The sequence below is a fragment of the Duffyella gerundensis genome, from assembly GCF_001517405.1.
GTDB lineage: Bacteria > Pseudomonadota > Gammaproteobacteria > Enterobacterales > Enterobacteriaceae > Duffyella > Duffyella gerundensis.
This window is the reverse complement of record NZ_LN907827.1, coordinates 196751-222969: the sequence shown is the minus strand read 5'-3', so window position 1 is coordinate 222969 and position 26219 is coordinate 196751. Positions and strand designations below refer to the sequence as shown.

The window sequence follows — 26219 nt, the reverse complement described above, 5'->3', positions numbered from 1 at the left end:
GATGATTAGCTCTGACGGATAATAAGCTGAGTCAGGCGCGTTTTAATGCGGAAACAGAGTTCACGAATCTGGAACTGGTAGCGTGGCATGGCCAGATCGTTGATATCGCTGCTAATTCCGCCTTTGATTTGCAGATATTTATTGGTCTGCGCGCCCACTTTCTGGAATTCAGCCAGATAGGCATCGTAAGACGCTTTGCTGTATGACTGCATGGCGTCCAACTCTTTGCGGCATTCCTGAATACGCGCCGTGTTGCCATCGGCCGCCGGTGCAGCAGACTGCGCCGGTGCGAAGGTATCCGCAGACTGAGCCGGCACAAACGCGCCGCTATCCTGGTCAGCAGGCGCCATCGAATTCTGCTGGGTCTGATCTATCTGCGGTGGCGGCGGTGTAACCAGACTGTGCGTCGGTTGTTTGCTGGCACAGCCCGCCAGTAATAACGCGCCGATCGCAAGAAGACCCGATTGTTTCAACATTTTTTCACCCATTCTGTTTTTTATCATGCGCCGTGTCGTTGCCGGTCAGGCAGGCCAGTTGCGCGGCAATGACAGTTATCGCCACTATCAGCCGGCATTCTTAAAGGTAAAACCTAAGACAGGGGGCTAAGTTACTTAAATTTCGGACATAATTCGAGCGGTAAATAATACAGTATGGAATTAAGTCATTCTACTTCGTTCAGAGCGACAGCGAAGCGTGAAACTTAAATGCGCGTTATCTCCCGCGAGTGGGCGATTCTTGCCAGCATTTTCAGGCGCAGATCGTTATACTGGCCGCATGTACGCCGTTCTGGCGTAACCGTATTGCCACCTTGATTATCGGAAGTCTTCTTCATGCTGAGTTATCGCCACAGTTACCACGCCGGCAACCATGCCGACGTGCTCAAGCACACCGTGCAAAGCCTGATTATTACCGCCCTGAAAGAGAAGGATAAGCCTTTCCTTTACCTCGATACCCATGCGGGCGCGGGCCGCTACCTGCTCAACAGCCCACACGCTGAGCGCACCGGTGAATACCATGAAGGGATTGCGCGCATCTGGCAGCAGCCCGATGCACCGGCGCTGCTGACGCCCTATATCAACAGCGTGAAGGATCTGAATCCCGGTGGCAATCTGCGTTACTACCCGGGTTCGCCGCTGATCGCGCGTTATCTGCTGCGTGAAATGGATAAGCTGCATATGACAGAACTGCACTCCAGCGATTATCCGATGCTGCGCAACGAGTTCCAGAAAGACAGCCGTGCGCGCACCGAACGTGCTGATGGTTATCAGCAGTTGAAATCGAAGCTGCCGCCGCTGTCACGTCGCGGTTTTATTCTGATCGATCCGCCTTATGAGATGAAAAGCGATTATCAGGCGGTAGTGAAAGGCATTCATGAAGGCCACAAGCGTTTTGGTACCGGCGTGTTTGCGCTCTGGTATCCGGTGGTGCTGCGCCAGCAAATTAAACGCATGCTGGCTGAACTGCAGGCCACCGGCATTCGCAATATCCTACAAATTGAGCTGGCGGTGCGCCCTGACAGCGATCAGCGCGGCATGACCGCTTCCGGCATGATTGTGATCAATCCGCCGTGGAAGCTGGAACAGCAGATGCGCGACGTCCTGCCGTGGCTGCACAAAACGCTGGTGCCGGCCGGCACCGGCCACGCGGTGGTCAACGTGATCGTGCCGGAATAACCGGCAGCTAAATATCAAATACCGCAAAATCGCGCGCCAGCTCGGTGTTGGGAAACACCGACTGGCATTCCGCCAGCAGTAACGCCATCTGTTGAAAGCTGTAGCGCGAGCTGAAATGGGTGGCGATCAGCCGTTTCGCCCCCGCCTCTTTTGCCACCGTCGCCGTCTGAATGGTCGTTGAATGGCCACGGCTATTGGCCTTCTCTGCCATCGCGTGCTCCAGCGTGGTTTCATGCACCATCACATCCACATTCGCCGCCAGCGCCAGTGCATCCGGCGTAGGACCGGTATCGCCAAAAATGGCGATCGCCTTGCCCGGCGTGGCGGGGCCAAGATAGGCGCTGCCATCCACCACGCGGCCATCCTTCAACGTCACCGTTTCGCCGCGTTTCAAACGCTGCATCCACCAGCCGCTCGGTATGCCATCGGCTTTTAACCTTTCTGCATCGAGCCAGCCCGGCTTGTCGTGCTGCTGAATGCGATAGCCGTAGCATTCGATCACATGCGCCATCGGATAAGCGGTAACGGTGAATTCCCCATCGTCCAGCACCAGCCCGGCACCAATTTCATGAATGGTCATGGGAAAGGTGACAAACGAGCCGCTGAGCCGCAGTGTGGTTTCCACAAACTCCTGAATGCCCGGCGGACCATAGATCGCCAGCGGTGTCATCGAGCCGCCCATCGAGCGGCTGGTCAGCAAACCCGGCAGGCCAAAAACGTGATCGCCGTGCAGGTGCGTAATAAAGATTTTTTCCAGCTTGCCCGGCTTTAGCGCGCTGCGCATATATTGATGCTGCGTCGCCTCGCCGCAGTCAAACAGCCAGGTATCGCCGCGCTGCGAAAACGTGAGCGCAATGGCGGTAACGTTCCTTTGCAGGCTGGGCGTGCCCGCGCAGGTTCCAAGAAAAGTCAGTTGCATAAGTGTCCTGATAATGATGTTCAATGGCAGACGAGCGCGACGCGTCCCGACCCTATTACAATCATAGATGCAAACTTTGCGGCAATTCACCGACACGCGTTACACTCTACTCCTAATTTTAGAGACTGATGGACAGGCGAAATGACCAGACATTATGACTACCTTGCGATTGGCGGCGGCAGCGGCGGTATTGCTTCAATTAACCGTGCGGCGATGCATGGCCAAAAATGCGCGCTGATTGAAGCCAAAGAGCTTGGCGGCACCTGTGTTAACGTCGGTTGCGTACCGAAAAAAGTGATGTGGCACGCGGCTCAGATCGCCGAAGCGATTCATCAGTACGGCCCCGATTATGGCTTTGATACCACGGTAAATCACTTCAGCTGGGAAACGCTGGTGAAAAACCGTACCGCCTATATCGACCGCATTCACACCTCTTACGATAACGTGCTGGGTAAAAACAACGTTGACGTGATCCGCGGCTTTGCCCGCTTTGTTGATGCCCACACTGTGGAAGTGAACGGCGAGCAGATTACCGCCGATCATATCCTGATTGCCACCGGTGGCCGCCCTTCACGTCCGACCATTCCGGGTGCCGAGCACGGCATCGATTCTGACGGTTTCTTTGAGCTGACGGCGCTGCCAAAACGCACCGCGGTGATCGGCGCAGGCTACATTGCGGTTGAACTGGCGGGCGTGGTCAATGCGCTGGGTTCCGAGACGCATCTGTTCGTCCGTAAACATGCGCCGCTGCGCAGCTTCGATCCGCTGATCGTGGAAACGCTGGTGGAAGTGATGAACGCCGAAGGCCCAACGCTGCACACAAACTCCACGCCAAAAGCGGTGGTGAAAAACAGCGACGGCAGCCTGACGCTGCAGCTGGAAGGTGGCCAGAACTTTACCGTTGATTGCCTGGTATGGGCCATTGGCCGCGAACCAATGACGGACAACCTGAACCTGGAAGCGTCCGGCGTGGCGGTGAACGAGAAAGGCTACATTAGCGTTGATAAGTATCAGAACACCAGCGTGCCGGGCATTTATGCCGTTGGCGATAACACCGGTGCCATTGAGCTAACGCCGGTCGCGGTCGCCGCCGGTCGCCGTCTCTCTGAGCGCCTGTTCAACAACAAGCCCGATGAGCATCTCGACTACAGCAACGTGCCCACCGTGGTCTTCAGCCATCCGCCAATCGGCACGGTGGGTCTGAGCGAACCGCAGGCGCGTGAACAGTATGGCGATGATGAGGTGAAGGTCTATAAATCTGCTTTTACCGCCATGTATACCGCGGTGACGCAGCATCGTCAGCCGTGCCGCATGAAGCTGGTGTGCGTCGGCAAAGAAGAGAAGATCGTCGGCATTCACGGCATCGGCTACGGCATGGATGAAATGCTGCAGGGCTTTGCCGTGGCGCTGAAAATGGGTGCGACCAAGCGCGATTTCGATAACACCGTGGCGATCCACCCCACCGGTGCGGAAGAGTTTGTCACCATGCGTTAATCACCCACGGTGTCATGAAAAGGCCAGCGAAAGCTGGCCTTTTTGCGTTTATCTCGCGGCAAACAGCGCGGCAAGCGAGCGATCCTCGATCTGCTGATAGAGCGTAAATTCATCCAGCACCGCGCAGCCCAGCGCCTGCTCAAACGCCTGTTTATTCGGGTTGCCCTTGCTGACTTTGCCGCGCTCGCTGCCGAGGTTCGACTGAAAAATACCGGCGGCGCTGACCGGCAAAAAATCCTCATAGATAATCGGCGTCACGCGCACCACATCTGTGTCGATCAGCGATTCAAGCTGCGCGATCGTGGCACCGGCAGGCACCGTGGCGCCCGGCTGCAGCGTATAGCGGAAATAGCCGAGCTGCTGCTGGCGAATGGCGGCAATGTCGTCCGGGAAGGCGCTGAAATCGGCATCATCCTGCAGCAACCGATCGTAGAGCGCACGCCCGGCGGGCGTCAGCGCCAGCCCGCGCTGCTCAATCTCGCCAAAGCGCGCGGTGTGTTTACCTGCAGCGGCGTCGGTAAAGGTGATTGTCTCGCTCAGCGCTTTAAAGCTGGTTTGCCGCAGCAGGATGGGCACCTGACGGCGCGGCGGACCTTCAATCACCTCTTTCGGCGTGATGTGATAATCGGGCATGCACGCCTGCACACGGTCGATATCCAGCGTGCGCGGCGTCAGATGGTTGATGTGCGGCCCTTTGAAGCTCACCACGTCGGCAATCAGCCGGTGATGATTGAGCAACGCCTCGTAGGTTGCCAGATCGACCTGCGCATCGCTGTGCCACTTAAAGGTTTTCAGCGCCTCGGAGACAAATTCTTCTGCCTGCGCAGCGGTTAGCCCGCCGTCGCGCTCTGCCACGGCGATCAACGCGCGGGTACGCGGGCTGAAAATATCGCGCTGCGCCAGAATCTGGCTCGCCTGTTCGCGCAGCGACAGATCGTCGATCAGATCCAGCCGCAACAGCGAGGTAAACACGCGAAACGGATTGTACAACAACGCCGCTTCATCCACGGCGCGAAACGCAGTGGAGTGCACCGGTACGCCCGCCGCGGAGAGGTCATAGTAGCTCACCGGATACATGCCCATGACGGCAAACAGCCGCCGCATGGTCGCCAGCTCGGCGGCGCTGCCAAGGCGAATGGCCCCGTGACGCTCCACCTCCAGCCGGTTAACCGCCAGCGGATTGTCCGGCGTAAAGGTATCGGGATACTGCTGAAGATAGTGCGCGTTCACCTCACAGACGATCTGCAGCAACGTGCCATATTGCGGCACCTCCTGCTGATACATGGCCGACATCGCCTTTGAGAAAGCGTCGCGGATGCTATCGGGAGAAACAGAGTGCGAATTCATGGCTTGGCCTCTTCGTCATGCGTAAACCGGGTTCAGGCGACGGCGGGAAAAGCAGACTCTATTGCATTGCGTGCAGGCGCACTAGCGGGGCGGTCACAATTGTGGGGGAAATTCAGGGCGGAGAAACGGGCAATGCGCCGCCGTGCTGCCGGAGCAGACGACAGCGGCGCATCACAACGGCAACTGATTAAAAATCAGCTTTGAGAACCACGCGGTAATTGGCTTTACCGGCGCGCACGTGCTCAAGCGCCTTGTTGATCTCTGACATCGGGAAAAACTCAACCTGTGGTGCAATGTCAGCACGCGAGGCGAGGCGCAGCAGTGAACGCAACTGGCCTGGCGAGCCGGTAGAAGAGCCGGTGACCGCTTTATCGCCCATGATCAGGTCAAATGCGCCAACCTGGAACGGCTTCATCACCGCACCCACGGTATGGAACTTGCCTTTTGGCGCCAGCGCCGCAAAGTACGGTTTCCAGTCGAGATCGACCGCAACGGTGCTGAGAATCAGGTCAAAACGGCCCGCCTGCTGCTTCAGCGCTTCTGCATCGCGGCTGTTAACCACTTCGTCGGCGCCCATATCGAGAATCGACTGCTTTTTATCCGGCGTGGAGCTAAATGCCACCACTTCAGCGCCCATGGCGTGCAGAATTTTGATCGCGATGTGGCCCAGGCCACCAATGCCGATCACACCTACGCGGCTGGTCGCGGTGATGTTGCTCATCAGCAGCGGTTTGAACACGGTGATACCGCCGCACAGCAGCGGGCCAGCAGAGGCCACGTCCAGTTTTTCCGGCAGCGGAATGACCCACTGCCAGTCGGCGCGCAGCTTCTCGGCAAAACCGCCTTTGTTCATGATGGTCGGCGTGCTGCCCTGCTGGCAGTTTACCTGCTCACCGTTGATACAGGCGTCGCAGTGCTGACAGCTTTTCGCGGTCCAGCCAATGCCCACGCGCTGGCCCACTTTCAGGCCTTTGCTTTTTGCGGCATCGCCCAGTGCAGAAACCCGGCCAATCACTTCGTGTCCGGCGATAACCGGGAACTGAGAAATGCCCCATTCGTTATCGATCATCGACAGGTCGGAGTGGCACACGCCACAGTATTCCACTTCCACTTCGACTTCTTCAGCGGCCAATTCAGCCGCGTCATATTCGTAAAGTTCGAGCGCCTGGCCCGCCTGCATGGCAGCATAGCTTTTAATTTTCATTGTTACCTCAACGTGATTATTCCCAGCCAAGTGTAACAAGCCAGGCTAAAGGCTGCCTGGCCGATCGCTGAACGCCGCACTTTGTTGTTGTTTTGACGCAAAATTAAGCTTTTTCGTGATTGCCTGACAAGGTTTGCAACACTTTCAGCTGCGCCACCGCTTCCTGCATCGCATCCATGCCCAGCGTCAGTTCACGCAGGCTGCCAAGATGTTTGGCAATATCGGCGCGCTCATTGCGCGTTTGATGGCTCATGGCCGCAATGGTATCCGCCGCGCTGATGCTGCGCTCCGCCATATCGGTGGCGGTTTTAACGGTATCACTGGCCACGCCGCGAATGTGCGAGATGGTGCTCACCGCGTCGCTGATGTTGCTGGCGGTAGCTTCTGCCTGCTCTTTTGAGGAATGCGCCAGACGACGCACTTCGCCCGCGACGACGGCAAAACCTCGGCCCGCCTCCCCGGCGCGCGCCGCTTCCACCGCGGCGTTCAGTGCCAGAATATTGGTCTGGAAGGCGATATTGCTGATGCCGTGGGTAATTTCGTTGATGCCGTTGGAGATTTTCTCCAGATCATCCAGCCCTTCGCCCAGACGACTCTGCGCCTGCTGGCTTTCGGTGGCGATGGCGCTGATAGCGCGAATGCTGTTCTCCGCCATACCCAGCGCGTCGCCCTGACTCTGCGTAGCCGCTTCCAGTACCGGCAGCGCCTGCATCAGCGGCGCCAGCTCCTGTTGATAGTTGATCACCCGATCCAGCACCCGCGTCTGTACGCTGTTCAGCGCTTCCCAACGACGCAGTGCACGCTGCGCATAGTGTGCGGCGTAACCGGCATATTCCACCGGAAACTGCGTCATCGCCTTCACGTCCTGATTAAAGAACACCAGCGCCGACAGCGTCTGGTTGATCGGCACACCAAGAATCTCACCAAAGCTGGAGAAACCGGCTGCGGGCAGGCCTTTAAAAAAGTGCGCGTTATGCAGCTGACCTTCGTTGCCGACGCGACGAAGAATACAGTCGTTCATCAGGATCGCCGCGGGCTTGCTACGTCCGGCGATAAATCGTTCCCAGTCACGACGCGTTGCCTGTTTAAAATCAGTCTCCTGCATCAGGAACAGCCGATCGCCAAACTCCAGATCGCAGAAGAACTGCACGCTGTCGCTGCTGATTTTGGCGATAGAACGAATAAAATACTCTTCGCCGACTTTTACGCCGAAGGTTAATCCTTTCAGCCGCTCGCTGAGCTGCTGCTCATTGCAGCCGATCTGCTTCGCCAGTGCCTCGGTGAAACGCTGCTGCTGGCCCTGAGCATCAAACACCGAGGTCACGGTGCGCGCCACCGGATCGGCTTCGGCAATCAGCCAGCTTTTATCCAGCGGCGTAAAGTTCTGGCTTTTAAAGGGTGCGAACGATTTGCCCGGTGCCATCTGACAGAAAACGATCACCGCTTTGCCCTGCAGGACTTGACCGCCAACGCCAATCCAGGTGCCATCAAAGGTCACTTTGCCGCCAGCAGAACCGCCGATCGCCAGGCAGGGGAAACGCCCGCTGTTATACCAGGCCTGCATCATAAAGCCTTCCGACGCCGAAAGGCCGTCGCAGTAAATCATTGCAAAAGTGCGATCGGCAGACAGCGGCATGCGCAGCGGCAGCCGCTCCAGCTCCTGCTGAATCGCGCGGATACGCTGTGCGGCGGTCTGCGTGTCGCTGACGTGCAGATCGACAATGTGCGTCTCATGCTGCGCAATCAGGCTTTTCGGCAGCCAGAGCCAGCTGCCTTCCTGACCGTTGCCTTCGCAATAGGTGGTCTGACGACCACTGCTGCTGAGCGCACCGTTGGATGACAGAGAAATAACGGTTAAATCGGCTGATGTAAAACGCTGCCAGGCCTGGCTCACCTGCTGAAAGTCAGCTTCTGGCGGCACAAAGTTCAGCAAAATACCGGCGGCATGACCCGGCAACCCGGCGTTTTTCAGCGAGGCGGGTAATTGACGACAATCAAAGGTGCCGTTAGCGGGCTGACTTCCACGCCCTGAGCGGATGCCGGGCAAACGTGAGGCGATCGCCTTAATAAGGTTCATATTATTGTTTTCGCTAGTAATTATGATAATAAGTGCGGCAAGAATTGCGCATGCTGGTGTTTTAAAGAGGGGCTAAGAGCAGATCCGTACGCGATCAGAACCCGGTATTGCGCTCAGGCTTCATCAATGAACTGAAAATCGCCATACACACAGGTTATCGCCCACAGCGGATAAATCTTTAGCTATCGCTGAGATTGGTTATATCGATGTAAAACGAGGGATTTGCTAGCAGAATATAAGCCGGGAAAGGCTCCCGGCCAGGTTATCTGTCAGATAGTATTACTCTTTTGCCAGTGCTGCTCACAACGCTCGCGCGCCTCGGCGGGCAGATCGCGCAGGTCGGGCATGCTGTCGCTGTAACCATAATCCATGGTCCCTGTTTCTTCCTGTTCATCCTGTGCCGCGAAGCTCAGCGTTTCATCCAGCTTCTGCCAGCTGTCGCCGTCGCGCCGGGAAATGACCGCATAGGTTGGCGTTTTTTCATCGTCGCCATAAATTTCATACTGCTGTACCGGTGCGTCTTCAGGAAAATGTAGCGTGTCAATCAAGGTTGAATCAGCCATTGCTCTCTCCTTTGTCGTGGAACAATAAAGGTAGCTTATGAAAAGCTGGCTTGCCGGAGCGGTTTTTTTTTGCCGCTGCGTCATATTCTATACTGTAAGCGTGAGGCAATTTTTTGCCTGCTTATTTATTGATGATAAAGGAGTGATGTTGATGTCTGATGACCTTATGCATGATATGAACCGGGTAATTGGCGAAACGGTACTGCAGCTGATTCATGAACATCAACAGCCCGGCAAAAATGCGCTGCTGGCCAAGCTGGTTTGGCAGGCTGAGCAGGAAGAAGATGAAGCGCGACTGCTGGCGTTATGGCAGGCGCGGCGCACGCTGCACCCGGCGAAAAGCCGTGGTACCGTGCATCAGTTGCATAACGCTCCCGCTTATTAATCGGCCTTTACGTCTGAAAAGAGGATGCTCGCGCATCCTCTTTTTTATGGCTCAGGAGGTATTTTCTTTATATTTCTGCAGGTAGTGCTTATTTAGCGCAGCGGCACAACGCATCATCAATTAATACGTCACGCTTGCAGCACGCTTATTTTAAGCCTGGGTTCAGCGCAATTAACCCAGCAGTGGGTTGACCTTTTCTCATGTTCACTATACTTACCTCTCCCCCTCACAACGCAGGAACCTATTATGTCGGAGAATAACCGCGATCTTATGCCTTATAACCTCTATCTGCTTGATGACCATATTCTGGCGCAGAACATCGATGGGCATATTGTGGATATTGGAACCTTTGAAAAAGAGGGCGCTGGCTTTCACTGGGAGGTGGATGGCAATGCCACAAAAGGCGAATTTTATGAATCCGCAGAGGCGGTGCTGGAAGATATTTCCCGCCAGCTCAGCTTTTTGTTCCTGGATGGTCAGTTCACCAGCCTGCCGGATCTCAGCGAAAAATACAGCAGCGAGAGGCTGGCCAGTGCGCCACGGCGCGAGATCAAACTGCACGAGCTGCGTGACGATGACGAAGCCACCGTGCGCTAGCCGCCGTGGCGGTTTGCTCCAACCTTAAAAGGCGTACAGATGGATAACTGGACACTGCACTGGCTGGAAGCCAACGGATCGCTGGCCGCCTGGCGTTCTGACGTTGTGCAACAGGCTGAAGCCGCTTACGCCACGGTTGCCGCATGGATGCCGCCACCGCCGCTGGATATTCTGCTCCAGCCCGCGCCCGGCCAGGTTATTCCAGAAATCGGCCTGCTCGGTCGCGCCTGGAGCGCTACCCTGCTCAGCATCAGCCTTGATCCACAGAACCCGGCCCTGCCAGCCGCATTGCAAGACGGCACCCTGCATCGTCAACTGCTGCATGAGGTGCATCATTGCCTGCGCATGGCCGGACCGGGCTATGGCTGGACGCTGGGCGAGGCGCTGGTCAGCGAAGGCTTAGCCGGACAATTTGTTACCACGCTGCTCGGCAGTGCGCCGGAAAGGTGGGAATGTGCGTTAAGCCTTTCACAGCTGCGCCAGTTGCCGCTTACCGCCGCCATGCTCGCTGAGCGTCATTACGATCATGCCGCCTGGTTTTTTGGCACCGCATCACTGCCGCGCTGGGCCGGTTACAGCCTGGGCTATGCCATGGCGGGCGCATGGCGCGAACAGATCGGTGCTCCGTCGGCCACGCAGTGGGTTGAGGTTTCAGCAAACGAGGTGATCGCCGCGGCGATCGTGCGCGGCGTCATCGCAGGTTAAAGCCCACCCGCTTTGCGACTGGCGTATACGATAGGTATTGGATTAACATTTTTACCCGCAGCCTGATATGCCTGATGCCTCGGGGCATGCCGCTATTCCATATACTGGCTAAAGCGCAGCAGATAGCCATCCGGATCCTGTACCAGACATTCGCGCTGGCAGACCTCGGCATCGTTAACGCGATAGGTATTGTCACGCAGCGGACGATAGAGCGGGATGCCGTGCGCCTGCAGGCGGGCAACCAGCGGCGCGATATCATCCACTTCGATTTGAAAATTAACGCCGCGGCCGAACGGCCTGATCAATTCCGCCGTATTCCAGCCGTCGTCCTGATAATGCTCCAGCATGAGCTGCGCATCGCCTAACGCAAGATAAGCAAAATCGGGCTGTTCACGCCTGATGATGATGCTGAAGCCCAGCACCTCGACATAAAAATTCAGCGACGCCGCAAAATCAGTGACGGTTAATTCCGGCACCATGCGATTCCAGACTATTTCCTGCTGAGACATGGCATCACGTCCTGTTTATTAAGGTCGTGCAAGCATAACGGAGGGGGGAATAAGGATGAAACCGGCTTGCGCTAAAAACGTGAGGATCAACGCTGGCTTTTCCGGCTGCGGCTGGCGAACTGATGCCGGGCGAAATGGTAAGTTAATGTGATTATCCGGCGTGATGCGCACTGTGCCAGCATGTTGCGCAGTAAAAGCCAGAAAGGCCAGGCAAGCAGGCTGTCGCTGGTTATTTTCAGTTAACGGCCTTTAACCAGCGGCGCTGGCTAAAGGCGAGGATCGATGTTCGGCGACTGCGATCGTCAGGATCGTCGGATTACGGCTTCATCAACAGCAGTTCCAGCGTGTCGCGCAGTACCGATTGCCTGATCGGGTCGGATTCGGTTTCAAGGCGCTCAATCACAATCGCCAACAGCGCTTTGTTGCTGACCGTGATGCCGCTGGCGATCATCTCGCCCTTCAGGCTCTCAATGGTAGTCTGCGGATTGGCAGTCTGCTCAGATTGCGCCATGTACTGACGCAGCTGTTCGTCGGTGGTGGTTTGCATGGACATGCTTTTCTCCGGTACACAAAAAAGCCCCCGACTAACGGGGGCGAAACAGGAATCATCCATCAGGTTATTGTTAATGTGCTCCTGAGGCGCTCAGTAAAACTAGCTCAACTTTGCCGCTGCGCCAGTTGCTGAGACAAATAAATCAGCGTCCTGCGACACGGCCCGGCTTATGCGCCTTTTCCCAGCGCTTTAGCGGCGCAAATCAACGCCAGATGGCTCAGCCCCTGCGGCATATTGCCGCGCCAGCCGCGTGTGCGCGTATCAAACATCTCGTTAAAGATATCGACGTTGCCGGTCTGATCGAGGCAGGCCAGAATCTCCTGCATATGCGCTTTGGCCTGCGGCTGCTGATCCAGCGCCGCCAGCGCCTCCACCAGCCAGAACGAGCAGGCCAGAAAGGTGCTCTCTTCTTTCTCCACGCCGGAATAGCGATAGACCATCGCGGAATCGTGTCCCAGCTCGTGGCGGATCGCCGCAAGCGTAGAGCGCATGCGTTCAGGATTGACCTGACTGCCATAGCGGTGCGTCAGCGTAATCGCTGCATCGAGATCGTCGCTACCGGCGTAAAAGGTGTAGGCCTGCCGTTCAGCCGACCAGCAGTGGGTCTCAATCCAGTCACGGATACGATCGCGTTCCCGCTCCCAGCGCGCCATCCATGTTGGCTCGATGTGCTCACATTTTGCCAGCACGACCGCCTGATCCAGCGCCAGCCAGCAGGCCATTTTTGAATGGGTATAATGCCGTTTGTCGGGCAGTTCCCAGATGCCAGAATCGCGTTCGCGCCAGCTGTCGGCACAGCAGTTTGCCAGCTGGCCCAACAAGCGTGACGTGTTGAGATCGAGCACGTGGCCCGCCTCAATAAACAGCCGTGCGGTCGCCAGCATATCGCCATACATGCTCAGCTGAACCTGCTGGCTGGCGTTGTTGCCTACCCGCACCGGCTGGGTACCCTGATAACCTTCCAGCGGTAAATAGCGCTCTTCAGGCACCAGCCCCCCTTCCAGCGTATAGCAGGTGCGCAGGTGTTCCACACCGTGCCGCATAATGGTGCTGGAGAGCCAGGAGAACGCTGCCTTGGAATCCTCCAGCGCGCCGAGGAAAATAAAGGCCTTGATAATCAAACAGGCATCGCGGATCCACGCGTAGCGATAGTCATAGTTTTTTTCTTTGCCCAGCCCTTCCGGTAGTGACGTGGTGGCCGCTGCGGCCAGCGCACCGGTAGGTGCATACCAGAGAAACTTCAGTGCCAGTGCCGATCGCTTTACCTCATCGGCATAACCCGCATCCCAGCTCAGTCCGTCAACCCAGTTGCGCCAGGCGCAATCGCTGGTGTCGATGCGCTCGTCGACCTTCTCAATCGGCGGCACCGCCAGCGGCTCTTTCGCCGCAGCAACCAACGCAATCACCGAACGTGAACCGGCAGAAGTGGTCAGGTAGCCGTCCAGCCCCTCATCGTTTTGTGAGTCCAGCACCACATCATCGGTGCGCAGCAGCATCGCCATCAGATCGGCGACGTGATAGAGCGGATGGCCGTGCGCGTCGGTGCGCCAGGGTGAACGGGTTTCCGCCTGCGTGCCGATACGCAGACGGATTACCATGCGCACGCTGCCTGAGATGCCTTCTACCCGCCGCGCCAGCTCATTCCACGGCAGCCGACCCGCAAAGGTGCTGTTCATCGACTCGGTCACTTTCACCACGCCAGTATCAGTTTCATAGCGCGTTTCCAGCACGTTGCTCGCCTCGCGATAGCAGCGCTGCATGCGCCACGGTGCATCCGGCACCAGTTGAAAATAGCCGCCGAGCTGGCTGTCCAGCAGGCGATCAAACAGCGCGGGGGAATCGAGGTTTGGCGCGCACCACCAGTCGATAGCGCCGTCGGGAGCAATCAGGGCCACCGAGCGTCCTTCGCCAATGGCGGCATAGTCGCCGAGCCCGGCAAAACCGGCTTCGCGAGCCGGTGAATGGTCATGCTTGTTATTCACGTTGTCTATTTTCTCCTGGCGGGCGCCGCGGTTTAACCGGCGATTTTGTCTCGATAATTAAAGCGTAGACCATCGATAAGCAGGGTTGTGACGGCAGCCGCACACTGAAAACGGCGGCGGAACAAGCGTTTACATTGAAATTAACAATGAGTATGATTCGCATTAGCATAAAGCCATGCAACGTACCGTTCGCGGTGCCGGTTATGGTTCCCGCCCTGAAAAGCCGATTCACGATGGAGTAGGTAATGAAACAACTGATTCGCACACGTCTTGCGGGTGCCACGCTGGCCGCACTGACCGCTCTGAGCCTTGCTGCCTGCCAGGCGCCCGCGGCTAAAAAAGTGGCCGAACCGGCATCACCGGTGCAAACCCAGCAAAGCAACGTGCAGCAGCGCGAACTGGGCAACGGCCTTTACGAAATTGCTTCAGCGAAAAACGCCCTGTGGGTGGCCAGCGCCGGAGATTTTAAAGACAACGGCGGCGTGATTTATAAGCTAAATCCCGCCACCTTGCAGACAGAGTTACAGACCCACACCGACCTGAAAAACTTCGCGCTGACCCGCAACAGCGACGGCACTGTGCTTTACACCACCAACTCGCTGGATGGCGGCATCAGCGCCATTGACGCCACCACCGGTAAAATCACCCAGCGCCTGAATTTCAACGAGAAAAACGCGCAGGGTTTCCCGTTCGGCACGCGTGAAGTGATCTACCACAACGGCATGCTCTGGATTGGCGGCGTGGGCGATCCCGGCGTAATTTGGGTAGTGGATGCGAAAACGCTGAAGCTGAAAGCGCGCATTAAAAATGCCGGCAAATGGGTAACCGGCCTGCTCTGGTCACCGGTTACCGATCGCATTTATGCGGCCAACGGCAGCGGAGAGATTTTGGTGATTAATCCACGTAGCCACAAAATCGAGCAGCGCTGGACGCCAGGCGACGGCAAAAGCTATCTGTTCCTCAACATGGCGGAAGATCCGGCCACCGGTCGCCTGTTTGTCACCGATAACTCGAAAGCCAAAGCGACGCTGGTGTTTGATGAGCGCAGCGGCAAGGTAATCAAGCAGCTCGATACCGGCGACAGCCTCGGCATCAAGTTCAATGCCAAACGCAATGAGATCTACATCAGCCAGCGCGAGTCCGGCAAAGTGTTGCAGCTGGACGCCACCAGCTACGCGGTAAAAAACAGCTGGGATTTCACGCCGCATCCAAACAGCCTGCTGCTGTCGGAAGATGGCCAAACGCTGTATGTCACCGTGAAGCAGGACTTCAACAAAGACCATTCCTCAAAAGGCCCGGACCGCGTCGTACGTGTCGATCTGCGTTAAGCTTTTTGCGCGCCACGGATGGCGCAATAAAGAACGACTGGCCGTACTTACTGGCGGCCATCACGCCCATTTCTGATAGCCAATTGCCTCCAGAGAGGCCTGCGCCAGCGACGCGTTTGAATCAACAATCTCCAGCCCCTGCCACACCGCACTGCCCTTCAACAGGCTCAATTCCGTACACGCCAGTATCAATGTGGTGACGCCGCGCGTCTCCAGCTGGCTGACGCAACCATAAAGCTGCGCCAGCAAGGGTTTTGGCACCCGGCGCGCAACTTTAATGGCGGCAATGCAGTCAGAAACGATCTGCTGTTCTGCGCTGCTCAGCGCAACGGTCGTGCAGCCGGTCGCGGCAAGCGCCTGCTGATACAGGCCGCTGGCGCAGAGCAGTTCCGATCCCAGTAGCGCCACGCAGGCGGCTTTTTTACGCACGGAGGATGCGGTGGCATCAATAATGCTAACCAACGGAATTGCGCTGTTCTGGCTCCAGCGCGGCCAGAGAATATGCGCGGTATTGCAGGGCACCACCGCTACCGTGGCACCCATCTCCGCCAGCGTATCAATGGTGGCCTGGATCCAGGGTGAAGGATCGCGCTCGCCGAGCTGCAAATGGCGGCCACGGCTGGGGATCTTACTGTTGTTATCGATGATAAGCCGCGGGTATTCCCACTCTTTTTCCACTTTTGTCAGCGCGTAAAGCTGCTGACAGAAATCAAGCGTTGCCCAAGGCGCGACGCCCACCACACCCAGTACGCCTTCATCAGCAGGCCAGCTCACTGCTGGATAAATGGGATCAATTTTGACCATGCTGTTTCCTGAAGCGGTAAAGGCGCAGGCGCGTTTCCGGATATTTATTCAACGGATGGCCTTCAGGAAACATGTTGTCCTGTTCGATCAGCGTAAAGCCATGACGATCGAAGAGATCCTGATACTGCTGTGTCGTACGGTAAGTGGCGGAGTAATCCGTATTCAGATGTGCAGAAAAACGGTTGTTAATTTCATAACGTTCGCCAACGCCGGTGCCGTCGCGCAGTAGGATAATGCTCTCAGGCGTGGTGTGCTGCTTCAGATGCATAACCAGCGTTTCAGCCTGATCGTCATTGAGATAGATCATTAGTCCGGAAATGAAAACCACCTCAAAAGGGTGGCTGCTGCGATAGGTTTCCGCAGCGGAATGCACGAATTCCACATTGGTTATACCGCGCTGCTGTACTTCCAGTTGGCCAATCTCCACCAGTGAGGCAGAAAACTCCACGGCAGTAATCTGCCGCGCGCCACGCTGTTGAAAACGAAACGTCCACTGACCGACACCGGCTCCCAAATCCAGCACGCTTTTTCCGGCAATATCCGGCAGCCAGCTAAAGACTTTTTGTGTCTCGTCGCGGATTTTGAGATCAAGATTTTGTGGATCCTGCTCAAGATTAGCGATGCTTTCAAAAGGCAACTGGTGATAGTACTTCGAACGACTTTCCCAAAATGCTTTTACTTTCTGTGAGTCTAACAAGGGTTTTTCCTCGATTTAATAGCGGTAGTTCCAGCGCCCATTTTCCGTCGGAAAACTGACGTCACTTTTATCGATCTGCATTACCCGGCTGTTGCACAGAAAATCGAAGTTGAATTGGGTCAGTTCGTTCACTTCTTTGCCAGGAATCGGTAGCAGGCGTACACCCAGTGGTTTAGTCAGCCTGACAGCCAGCGCTGCGGTATCGAGAATGATGGCGGCGATATCTTCCGACAGCGTTGATCCCGGTACCGGCAGCATATCAAGCCCGCAGCCACACACCGTTGACCAGGCATTCAGCGTATCCACACTCAGTGCGCGGCGATTATTAGCGCTGGCGAGCACATCATCTTCCAGTACTGAAAACATCACGCCGTTGAAGCCAACGGCCAGCGCGCCGCTGCGTGCAACCGCCGTTTTAATGGCATTGGTCAAAATGCTGGTAATAAACAGTGAACCCTGGCTACCGCACGGACGGGCACCGAGGTTTTCCAGCAGCCGCCCAACCGAAATATTGCCATCGGGAAAAGGTGCCAGCGACGCATCCAGGCCGGCATAGTCGATGCCTGTAGCAGCCTGCAATTCCAGGCCGAAAGCATTAATCTCGCCGAGCCGGGTAATCAAACGGGCAATAAACTCGTCGGAAAACTCGCCTAAACTGCGCTTTTTCTGTCTGACGAGCTCGCTCAGTTCCAGGGCGATATCGGTGGTTTCCAGTGCAAAACTGAATTTCAGCGTGTCGCCTTCATGACGAGAAAACGGGAAAAACGGTGCGTTAGCCGGGCAACACAGTGAAGCGCCGACGCGGAAATTGTCGAAACCGTTGTTGCTGCGCTGCGCCACGTTAAGCATAAAACGGGCAACATCATGGCTGGCACGGATATTAATGCCCTGCGCATCGGCCACCATCAGATTGAGAAACATCCGTGGCTGCTTAAACAGCGTGGCAAAAGCAGCATCCAGACGACGCTGATAGTTTTCACCCTGCGTCAAATCCACCGGCAGGCAGAACCAGCGGCTGCCCAGCCGTTGTGCCATTTCGCTAAAAGAAGCTAGGCGCGCAGGCAGCGCAAACATCTCTTCTTCGTGCTCTTCGCGCAGCGGCGGCAGGGTCAAACGCAACGTGCGCAGCGGCCAGTTTCTTGCTGCCAGCTGGCGCTCAGCCAGGGCGCGAAAACGCTGAAGCTGCGGCTCAGCGCTGCCGGTATCGACCATATGCGCCGGAACGCCAAGGGTAATTGCGCGGATCATGGCTGATACTCTGTCTGAACCAGCCGCCAGTAATCGGCGATGCTGTTAATTTCACAGAAGGGATGGGTGCCAAGATCGTGAGCATACAGCGGTGAGTCTTCCTGGCAGGGCAGCGTCTGACCAGCAAACAGGTTACCGAAGCGCAGGCACTGCTTATGCCAGCTTTTTAGCAGTTCACGATCGGTGATTTTGAACAGGCCGATCGCTTCCGGATGCTGTGACGCGCGAATGGGCCCGCCGTAAATGTTGCTGATCTTACCCTGCGCATCCAGCTCGCAGTGCAACGAGGTAAGCATACGGTTTTCCCGTTCTTCCGTAAGGATCAGATTGCCGCTGCGGTTATCCATCTCAGCGATCAGCGCGCCAGAGAAGAAGATATCGCCGGAAACCACATAGGTTGGCTCCCCAACCTGCGACAAGGCCAGGCCGAGGCTCATGGCGTTGTTGGTATTGGCCCAATTTTCATTAATGATGTAATGAAGCTGCGGATAACGCTCCATAATTTGCAGCGCACCGAACCCCACCACCACGGTGATGTGCTTACCGGCAAAGGCCTCAATGGCCCGATCAAGAATGGTTTTCTGGCTCTGCGGATGGCGAATTAACACCTTGTTTTTGCCATCCAGCTGCAGGCTTTTGCCAGCAGCCAGAATAATGGCGTGATCAGCTTTCATAACCTAGCGCCTCCAGCGTTAACGCGCAGGCAGGAAGTGGCGCGATAAAATTATGCTTCACCGTTTTATAGGGATAGATGTCGCCGCTCAGCGCCCGGCGCGTCACATCGAGCCAGTCGAACTGGTGTTTTTCGCGCAGCGAGTGCAGCGGCACCGCCGGATAATCAAAACGCACCACCGGGACTTTTTTCAGTCCCAGACTTAACGCCACTTCCATCCGATGCTGGCCATCCAGCACCAGATTATGGTGTAGATCCAGCGCCAACGGCTTGATCCATAAACCTTCGCGTAAAATTTTCGTGCGCAACCAGACGACGCGACGCGCGCTAAATTTTTCGATATGGCGCAGGGATGCCGGTTCAACAAACTCGATTTGCATGTGCTAATTCCTCAGTGCAAGACAATAATTTCTGATAATCATCAACGGCATGCTGATAGTCAGCGGCCGTATTAAAGGCACGGGCAAACTGACGGGAGATATCAAGCGCCACGCAGGGCAGCGCCTGGCGATGCGCCATCCACGGTGCCATGTAATATTGGTTGCAACCCTGCTTCAGGGTCTGCCTGCGCAGCCGCCGGTCGGCAGCGACCTCGTCAGGCGCCACGCTGAGCATGCCAACCATCTTGAACCAACCTTCAAAGGCTTCATCGTAAAGCGGCTGGTAGCTAATGCGATCAATAGTCAGGGCATCATCCACGACCTCAACGATGCCGCCGGTGAGTCCGGCGCTGTAGCGTCCGTGAGTGAGCCAGAAACTCGTTGAGCTGCTCTCAGCATGATGAATCTGCGGCCAGGCTCGCGGATCGATTAAAATGTCGGTCTCAATAATGCTGTAGCCTCTTTCGGGAAAACGCAGGGCATTGACACCCTTTTCCACTGAGAGAATATTGACGTCTTGCGCATAATCAGCATTGTGAACCAGCGTAATACCGGCGTCGGGATAAAAGCGATTAAGCCAGGCCTGCACCGCTTCCGCCTGATAGCCCGTTACCAGTACGATTTCTCGCTCACCTGTTTTCAACGCCTGGGGCAGCAGCGTATCGAGCACGGCCAGCTGGCCAACCGGCAATAAGCATTTGGGGTAGTGCGCGGTCAGTGCCCCCATGCGGCTGCCCTGCCCGGCAACCAGAAAAATAGCGGCGCGTGGCGCGATCATCCTTCTTCTCCTCTGAACGCTTGCTGAATAATCTCAGCAATTTCATGGCCAGCGCCACGTGGCGAAATATAAAGTTCATCACGCAGCACCTGTAGCCGTTTTTCACGGCAGGGATCGCGGTCATGGATGACGTTATCCACAAACTGCATGATTCCGGCGGCATCCGTCGCAATATCATAAGCGTCGTAAATAAAAGCAGCGCTGCTATTGATACCCAGACAATTGGGATGAGTAAGATAGAGAATAGGTTTATGCGACGGTAAATACTCCAGCAGAAAAGAGCCGGGATTAGTCATTATCGCGTCGGATTGCGCAAAGGCATGGCTGTAATCAGCAGAAAAATCCCAGCTGACGTGCGGATTATTTTCAGAGAAATCGACAAGCCGCTGAAAATTTTGCTGCGTTTTATCGCCATTGCCCGCTTGAAGGTCAACGTTTAAAAACTGTTTAAACAATGGATGCGGTCGAATAATCATATCAACGTCGTTGCGCGCCAGAATATCCAACATCGCCTGGGTGTGATAATTAAAGGTTGACCACATTTTCTCATTGCCCGGAGTAACAAAATGCGGGGTCCACAACAGCGTCTTGCGTTTGCCGTTGCTATTGCGCGTCGCATGACTACCATAGCGCTCAACATAGCGATCAAATTTCGGATGGCCAGTCAGATAGACATGCTGATTACCCGCTTCACAGTAGTGGCCATATTCTGCTTTGTGTCGTGCAGAACGTACGAATACCCAGCGGGCAAGATTGTGGCAGGGCATATTATATTGATAGACACGATTCATATCGCCATCGCCCATATCCAGCCCATAGGGAATGTAGGCGATATTTACGCCATGCTGTTGGAGGTATTCACTGGTAAAACGGCTAAGGCGTGCCTCATCGTAAGGATTCTGCAGAAAAACGACGTGTGGGCGACGTTCGGTAAGCGAATAGTCTTGATAATCAACAAAATCGATGTTTTTGCCAGCCAGCAACTCGCGCTGTGCCGCGCAGTCATGGCCGGTGTGACCTAAAGCCAGGTGTGGCATGACCACCACCTGACAATCGAAATGTGCATTATTCTGCATCGCTTGCAGTACGCTTTCGAAATTCGTCCAGTTGGGCGCCCACTGAAAATAGAAGTCGACTTTTATTTTTTCTTCGCAGCGACGCAGGGCTGAGGAGGTAATAGCGGATAGCGGTTTATCAAACAGTGCGCGATAATCAACATAATTGTTTTCAATATCACTTTTATCCGCAATCTGATATCCGGCATTGGGAAAAATACCTAACCAACGGTCACGGCGCATTAATTCGTGCCAGCTCACATCAATCGAAAAATAGCATGGTTTCCAGCCCTCGAGCAGCCTCTGCATGGCCTGCTGGAAATTATCCATCAAGATGGAATAATAGTGTTCATTAACCAGATAGGCGCAGGTGCACCACGCTTTTTCCGCCTTAATGAGATAATCAACGCTGTTAAATGCGGTAGCACTGTGGTAGTTAGCAGCCAGCAAGCCGACATCCCAGCTAATATTCTGTAGGGCTGTGAAATATTTATTCAGGCGATGTATTGTCGCTTCATCCTGATGAAACTCAATGTCATCTTCAAGGATCAGCACATTTTTCCAGTTATTCGCCTGCGCCATCTCCAGCGCACGAATATGTGACTTTGCACAGCCAATATAACCAGGAGTGTACTCTGTTGCTTCCAGACGAATAATTTTTTCGGCTGGAATACCGAGCTTTTTAAGCTGGCGGGCCATACGTACACGACGATCTTTGCGTTTATTCAGGTTGATATAAATCACCCGCTCGATCGTGTGCCAGTTAATTGGTGTCATGGTAGTCACAGGTCTGTTTAGGAAATTGATTTACTTTTTTAATACGACACAATGAGCCATTTCTTAAATACAAAGGAAAATAAAATTAAATTTAGTCGCTAAATCAGAAGAAGTGTTTATCAATCAGGAGGATAGTTTGAGCAGAATAAAATTAACGACGTGACATGAAGGATAAACCGCTGGCCTGCATGTGCGCCAGGCGGTTAAACGCTATCAACCGTGGGCGCTGAGCCAGCTGGCGTACACTTCATCCCAGATGGCGGCGGGCGTCCCGGCGCGGCCCAGACCGAAGCCGTGACCGCCACGCGAAATCTGCACCAGCTCCACCGGCACGCCCGCGCGACGGCAGGTATCGCGCATCAGCAGCGTGTTGTACGGATTTGAGGTGTGATCGTCTTCCGCCTGCGCCAGAAACGTTGGCGGAAACTGTTTGGTCACATAGTTTTGCACCGACCACTTCGCCTCTTCGCCCGGCGCAATATCGCGGCCGACCATCATCAGATGCGTATTGGTGTGCGTATAAGGTGGCTCCAGGGTAATCACCGGATAGATCAGGCCGACGGTGTCGACCCGCGGTACCACCATGTCGAGATCGTCCTGCGGCGCGTAGGTAACGAAATCGGGCCGCGCGGCCGCCATACCCAGCAGATGCCCGCCCGCTGAAAAGCCCAGCGCATGTACCCGACGCTCCATCGAGCGCACCAGCCGTATCGCCCGCTGCGCATCCTGCAGCGGCGCCATGTTGCCGGCGCGCCACTTCTCATGTGGCAGACGATAGCTCAGCACATAGGCGGTATAGCCGCGTGCGTTTAGCCAGTGCGCCACCGGCCAGGCTTCGCCGCCCATGCCAATCCAGCGATAACCGCCGCCAGCAGCGATCAATACCGCTTCGCCGTTGGGGTTCTCCGGCTGAAAGCGCTGAATCGTTGGGCTGACGATGTTCGACCAGGAGCCGTTCGCAGAAACGTGGAGCGCACCCGACGGGCCACCGCCGCCGGGCGGATCGTCCGGCCAGAGGGGGATAATATTATTGCGGGCAAACAGCTTGCCCGTGGTCATCGAGAGCATGGCGGCTCCGGTGCCCAAAATAAATTGACGGCGCGTAATCATCTTTTTCGGTTAACAAGTCGCTACAGGTTACGCCATACAACTGGCGCTCTCAGACATCCGATGCAAAGCCGGTGCCAGAAGCGAATTATCATATGGAGAGTCAACTGGCAGACGGCCAGCACGGATAAGGCGTTATCCGGCTGCAAGAATAAACGAAACAGGATGGGCTTGTATATCAGCATGCGCGTTAGCAACGGTAACCCGCCCTGCTGGTCTGCTCTTCTGTGGTGGCAGAAGAGCAGACTCTGACGTTTAATCTGACGGTTGCGCCTGCTCCATGATCATCTGCTGGCACTGCTGATTGTTGCTGCGCGCCAGCTTTTTGTCCTCGTCGCTCAGTGACACCCAACCCTGTGCCACTTCACCGGCCTGCTCTTTATCAAACGGCACATTGTTCATCGCATGTGGCGGCTGGCTGCGTGCGGTTAGCGTTTCCAGTTTCTGCACGTAGTTATCGACGCTGTCATTGCTTTTTTCACTGGCTACCAGCGTGCAGAGCTGACTGGCGTAAGTGCTGGTTTGATCTTCATCATCAGCCACAGCATAGCCGGAGGCACCCAGCACCGCAGCGGCGATAAGCAGTTTTGCAAACTTCATCTGTCTCTCCTTCTCTGTTCAGAAAGCTCAAGGTTACCCATTTTCTTTGTCTTGCTGACGCGCACTGAGACGCGCAGTACGCCAGTTTAATAACGGCGTAACCGTAATACCATGCACAACGATGCTGGTCACCACTAAGGTGAGCGCCATATCGACCATCGTCCGCGCTTCTTCACCCCCCATGCCGTGTACCCAGGCGAAGGCGATGTAGTTGATACTGCCGATACCGCGGATGCCCAGCCAGCCAATCAGCAGGCGGCGAATCCTGGGCATACCGGTACCGATGGTCGCCAGCCAGACCGCCAGCGGACGAACAATGAAAAACAGGATCAGCGCCAGCAGCAGGCCATAGCTGTTCCAGTGATCTGCCAGCGTAATGCCCAGTACAATCACCATGCCTGCAGCCAGCAGGCGTTCGATGGTGTCGCCAAAGAATAGCGCGTCGCTGACCACCAGCCCGACCGATTTCACCAGCCCGCCATCGCCGATGGCGCGTACATTCGGGTTAACCAGCTCTTCCGCCGGTGCGCAGCGATCGTCTTCCGGCAGATGCTCAGCGGGTGCGTTGCGAATAAAGCCGAGCTCGGCACGACGCAGCCCAACGCCAGCGGCAAAGGCGGCCAGGAAGCCGGATGCATCCATATATTGCGCGGCAGCGTAACTCAAGGCCATCAGCGCCAGTGCCAGAAAATCGTTAGGCGCGACATCCTTATTGGCATTGCGCAGATAGGTGGCGAGCACGCCAATCATGCGGCCAAGCAAAAAGCCCACCGCAAGCCCCATGCCGATCGCCCAGATAACATCGACAATCGCCCAGTGGGCAAGGAAATGCGCATCGGGCTGTTGGCCGGTAAATAGCAGCACCGCCAGCAGCAGCAACGGCAGTGCGGAACCGTCATTCATGCCCGCTTCGCTGGAGAGCGCGACGCGCAGTGAATCATCATCGCGCGCATCGTTTACTGAAATCAGGCTGGCCAGCACCGGATCGGTGGGCGCGATAATGGCGGCAAAAGCCAGCGACAGCGGCCAGTTGAATGACGTCAGTGTATGAATCACCAGCGTCATGGCACCCACGGTCAGCAGCATCGCGGGAAAGGCGAGGCGAAAACCGACGCGCCAGCTGTTATCCCGAAACGGCAAGCGCAGCTTCAGGCCGGTAATAAACAGCGAGGCGGCCATGGTGATTTCGGTAATGTGTGCGGCCAGTTCAGGCTGACCAATGATATCGACGCGGGTTAAATCGAGCACCCACGGGCCAATAATAATCCCGGCGATAAGATACAAACCAAAGGAAGTCACTGGTCCACGATGGATCCAGCTTGAAGACAACGACATTAACAATAACAGACCGCCGGTCAGGGCGGTCCACGCCAAAAATCCCATAACATTCCGCTTTTCAGAATAAAAAATAACTGCATTAAGCCTGGCACATTACCGGCCTGATGCAGAATTTCTGCTGACTTATGATGGAAACAGGGCCAAAGCGTTATTTATTACCGTTTCGTTTTTCAGCGGCTTAGTCATGCAGATGACGGCTGAAAAGACGCACCAGCAAACTCGCTGCCGCAGCCAGCGTGGCCAGCGCCACAACGCCGGTCCAGTGCCAGTGCTCCAGCGCAGCCGATCCCAGCGCGGCACCGGCGGCCATGCCGATAAACACCACGGTGAACAGCAGCGCGTTTAGTCGACTGCGCGCCTCCGGCACCAGGCTGTAAATCAGCGTCTGGTGCGCTACCAGCGTGGCCTGCACGCCTAAATCGAAGCCGATGGCGCTGATCACAATCAGCGTCAGCTGACCGGCAGGCGAAAACAGCGGCAGCAGGAACATCAGCGCAAAGGCGATCATTACCAGTGATGCGCCATATTGCGTGACCCGCGCCGGGCCGACCCGATCGGCAAACATCCCGGCCAGCGGCGCCGCCAGCGCACCCGCAGCACCGGCCAGACCAAAGGCACCCGCCACCGCGCTGTCGAGATGAAAATCGGCGTTGAGCATCAGCGCCAGCGTTGACCAGAAGGCGCTGAACGCCACTGACAGCAGGCCCTGCGCCAGCGCCGCACGCCGCAGCGTCTGGTGCTCGCGCCACAGATGCCACATTGATGCTAACAACGACGGATAGCTGACGGTGGTCGCAGGACGAATATGCGGCAGGATGCGCCACAGCGCGACGCTGATCAGCAGCACGGTGGCCGCCGCCAGAAAGTACATGCTGCGCCAGCCGAAATACTCGCCGACCGCCCCGCTGACCACCCGAGACAGCAAAATGCCCACCAGCAGGCCGGTCATTACGGTGCCGACAATTTTGCCGCGCTGCGCCTCAGGCGCCAGCGTCGCGGCGGTGGGCACGATATCCTGCGCCACCGTTGCGGTCATGCCGATCACGAAGCTGGCGAGTAACAGCGCGTTCAGGCTGCCGGAAAATCCGCACAGCAGCAGCGCCGCCATCAGCATGATGCCCTTGATCAAAATGATGTTGCGACGATCGTGACGATCGCCCAGCGGGGCCAGCAGCATGATGCCCAGCGCGTAGCCCGCCTGCGTTAACATTGGCACGCTGCCCAGCGCGCTGATGCTGGCGTGAAAATCGTCGCCCATAATGCCCAGCATCGGCTGGCTGTAGTAAATCGACGCGACGCTCAGCCCGGCTCCGGCGGCAAGCGTAAACACAACGCCAGCAGAAAGGGGATGTGGCGCAGCAGGCGTAGCGGAATCGGTAATATTGGCGCTCATGGTGATACTCCTCATTGCGGTATGGCGCTATTA

Annotated in this window: 26 protein-coding genes; 6 read left to right on the top strand and 20 right to left on the bottom strand. The window is 56.1% G+C overall.

All coding sequences use genetic code 11. The annotated features are described in order from the left end of the window. Positions 1-5 precede the first annotated feature (5 nt). The gene (locus EM595_RS21330; protein WP_225701152.1) at positions 6-476 is read right to left on the bottom strand and encodes a YuaE family lipoprotein; all 471 of its coding nucleotides are present in this window, start codon (positions 474-476) and stop codon (positions 6-8) included. 354 nt (positions 477-830) lie between these two features. Between EM595_RS21330 and EM595_RS01015 the strand changes: the two genes are divergently transcribed. After that, complete coding sequence (locus EM595_RS01015) at positions 831-1673, top strand: 23S rRNA (adenine(2030)-N(6))-methyltransferase RlmJ (RefSeq protein WP_067426959.1); 843 nt, start codon at positions 831-833, stop codon at positions 1671-1673. Positions 1674-1680: 7 nt separating this feature from the next. Here the strand turns inward: EM595_RS01015 and rnz are convergent, their stop codons facing one another. Beyond that, the gene (gene rnz, locus EM595_RS01010; RefSeq protein ID WP_067426956.1) at positions 1681-2592 is read right to left on the bottom strand and encodes a ribonuclease Z; all 912 of its coding nucleotides are present in this window, start codon (positions 2590-2592) and stop codon (positions 1681-1683) included. 141 nt (positions 2593-2733) lie between these two features. Here rnz and gorA point away from each other — a divergent pair, with 141 nt between their 5' ends. Further along, a complete protein-coding gene (gene gorA, locus EM595_RS01005) occupies positions 2734-4086 on the top strand; it encodes a glutathione-disulfide reductase (protein ID WP_067426952.1) in 1353 nt (450 codons plus the stop codon). Between the two features lie 48 nt (positions 4087-4134). Here gorA and EM595_RS01000 read toward each other — a convergent pair whose 3' ends face one another. The 4 genes from EM595_RS01000 to EM595_RS00985 all read right to left on the bottom strand — a co-directional run bounded on the left by EM595_RS01000 (position 4135) and on the right by EM595_RS00985 (position 9277). Beyond that, positions 4135-5433 (bottom strand): VOC family protein, encoded by a 1299-nt coding sequence (locus EM595_RS01000; RefSeq protein WP_067426949.1) that lies wholly within the window; start codon positions 5431-5433, stop codon positions 4135-4137. Between the two features lie 187 nt (positions 5434-5620). Beyond that, on the bottom strand, positions 5621-6637 hold the full coding sequence (gene ahr, locus EM595_RS00995) for an NADPH-dependent aldehyde reductase Ahr (RefSeq protein ID WP_067426947.1): 1017 nt from the start codon (positions 6635-6637) through the stop codon (positions 5621-5623). 103 nt (positions 6638-6740) lie between these two features. After that, a complete protein-coding gene (locus EM595_RS00990) occupies positions 6741-8714 on the bottom strand; it encodes a methyl-accepting chemotaxis protein (RefSeq protein WP_067426944.1) in 1974 nt (657 codons plus the stop codon). Positions 8715-8983: 269 nt separating this feature from the next. Next, entirely contained in the window at positions 8984-9277 is a 294-nt protein-coding gene (locus EM595_RS00985) for a hypothetical protein (protein WP_067426941.1), read from the bottom strand. A gap of 151 nt (positions 9278-9428) precedes the next feature. Between EM595_RS00985 and EM595_RS00980 the strand changes: the two genes are divergently transcribed. The 3 genes from EM595_RS00980 (at position 9429) to EM595_RS00970 (ending at position 10964) form a co-directional block, all read left to right on the top strand. Next, complete coding sequence (locus EM595_RS00980; RefSeq protein ID WP_157883832.1) at positions 9429-9662, top strand: hypothetical protein; 234 nt, start codon at positions 9429-9431, stop codon at positions 9660-9662. A 246-nt stretch (positions 9663-9908) separates the two neighbouring features. After that, the gene (locus tag EM595_RS00975) at positions 9909-10259 is read left to right on the top strand and encodes a hypothetical protein (protein WP_067426937.1); all 351 of its coding nucleotides are present in this window, start codon (positions 9909-9911) and stop codon (positions 10257-10259) included. Positions 10260-10298: 39 nt separating this feature from the next. After that, entirely contained in the window at positions 10299-10964 is a 666-nt protein-coding gene (locus EM595_RS00970; protein WP_067426933.1) for a DUF2268 domain-containing putative Zn-dependent protease, read from the top strand. Positions 10965-11056: 92 nt separating this feature from the next. On the opposite strand, the gene EM595_RS00965 is transcribed toward EM595_RS00970, so the two are convergent. The 3 genes from EM595_RS00965 to EM595_RS00955 all read right to left on the bottom strand — a co-directional run bounded on the left by EM595_RS00965 (position 11057) and on the right by EM595_RS00955 (position 14008). Next, on the bottom strand, positions 11057-11473 hold the full coding sequence (locus EM595_RS00965; protein ID WP_067426930.1) for a bleomycin resistance protein: 417 nt from the start codon (positions 11471-11473) through the stop codon (positions 11057-11059). Between the two features lie 316 nt (positions 11474-11789). After that, positions 11790-12026, bottom strand: coding sequence for a biofilm development regulator YmgB/AriR family protein (locus EM595_RS00960; RefSeq protein WP_067426927.1), 237 nt, complete (start codon positions 12024-12026; stop codon positions 11790-11792). A 167-nt stretch (positions 12027-12193) separates the two neighbouring features. Beyond that, positions 12194-14008, bottom strand: coding sequence for a glycoside hydrolase family 15 protein (locus EM595_RS00955; RefSeq protein ID WP_067426924.1), 1815 nt, complete (start codon positions 14006-14008; stop codon positions 12194-12196). A gap of 245 nt (positions 14009-14253) precedes the next feature. Here EM595_RS00955 and EM595_RS00950 point away from each other — a divergent pair, with 245 nt between their 5' ends. After that, positions 14254-15336 carry a YncE family protein gene (locus EM595_RS00950; RefSeq protein WP_067426923.1) on the top strand — a complete coding sequence of 361 codons (1083 nt, stop codon included), beginning with the start codon at positions 14254-14256 and terminating at the stop codon, positions 15334-15336. A gap of 60 nt (positions 15337-15396) precedes the next feature. On the opposite strand, the gene EM595_RS00945 is transcribed toward EM595_RS00950, so the two are convergent. The 11 genes from EM595_RS00945 to EM595_RS00895 form a co-directional block, all read right to left on the bottom strand. Beyond that, on the bottom strand, positions 15397-16140 hold the full coding sequence (locus EM595_RS00945) for an aspartate/glutamate racemase family protein (protein WP_067426920.1): 744 nt from the start codon (positions 16138-16140) through the stop codon (positions 15397-15399). Beyond that, positions 16127-16837, bottom strand: coding sequence for a class I SAM-dependent methyltransferase (locus tag EM595_RS00940; protein ID WP_067426919.1), 711 nt, complete (start codon positions 16835-16837; stop codon positions 16127-16129). Before EM595_RS00940 ends, EM595_RS00945 begins: the two co-directional genes overlap by 14 nt. 15 nt (positions 16838-16852) lie before the next feature. Then, the gene (locus EM595_RS00935) at positions 16853-18085 is read right to left on the bottom strand and encodes a DUF711 family protein (protein ID WP_067426918.1); all 1233 of its coding nucleotides are present in this window, start codon (positions 18083-18085) and stop codon (positions 16853-16855) included. Next, positions 18082-18759, bottom strand: coding sequence for a phosphocholine cytidylyltransferase family protein (locus EM595_RS00930; protein ID WP_067426916.1), 678 nt, complete (start codon positions 18757-18759; stop codon positions 18082-18084). The genes EM595_RS00935 and EM595_RS00930 overlap by 4 nt, the downstream gene beginning before the upstream one ends. After that, positions 18749-19138 (bottom strand): ParB N-terminal domain-containing protein, encoded by a 390-nt coding sequence (locus tag EM595_RS00925; RefSeq protein WP_067426914.1) that lies wholly within the window; start codon positions 19136-19138, stop codon positions 18749-18751. Before EM595_RS00925 ends, EM595_RS00930 begins: the two co-directional genes overlap by 11 nt. Continuing rightward, positions 19119-19916, bottom strand: a complete 798-nt coding sequence (locus tag EM595_RS00920) for an NTP transferase domain-containing protein (protein WP_067426912.1) — start codon at positions 19914-19916, stop codon at positions 19119-19121. Before EM595_RS00920 ends, EM595_RS00925 begins: the two co-directional genes overlap by 20 nt. Further along, positions 19913-21748 carry a glycosyltransferase family 25 protein gene (locus tag EM595_RS00915; RefSeq protein WP_067426909.1) on the bottom strand — a complete coding sequence of 612 codons (1836 nt, stop codon included), beginning with the start codon at positions 21746-21748 and terminating at the stop codon, positions 19913-19915. Before EM595_RS00915 ends, EM595_RS00920 begins: the two co-directional genes overlap by 4 nt. Positions 21749-21961: 213 nt before the next feature. After that, entirely contained in the window at positions 21962-22858 is an 897-nt protein-coding gene (locus tag EM595_RS00910) for an alpha/beta hydrolase (RefSeq protein WP_067426906.1), read from the bottom strand. Between the two features lie 252 nt (positions 22859-23110). Beyond that, entirely contained in the window at positions 23111-23455 is a 345-nt protein-coding gene (locus EM595_RS00905) for a hypothetical protein (protein WP_067426903.1), read from the bottom strand. A 33-nt stretch (positions 23456-23488) separates the two neighbouring features. Further along, complete coding sequence (locus EM595_RS00900) at positions 23489-24838, bottom strand: cation:proton antiporter (RefSeq protein ID WP_067426900.1); 1350 nt, start codon at positions 24836-24838, stop codon at positions 23489-23491. A gap of 133 nt (positions 24839-24971) precedes the next feature. Continuing rightward, entirely contained in the window at positions 24972-26186 is a 1215-nt protein-coding gene (locus EM595_RS00895; RefSeq protein WP_067426896.1) for an MFS transporter, read from the bottom strand. Positions 26187-26219: the final 33 nt, after the last annotated feature.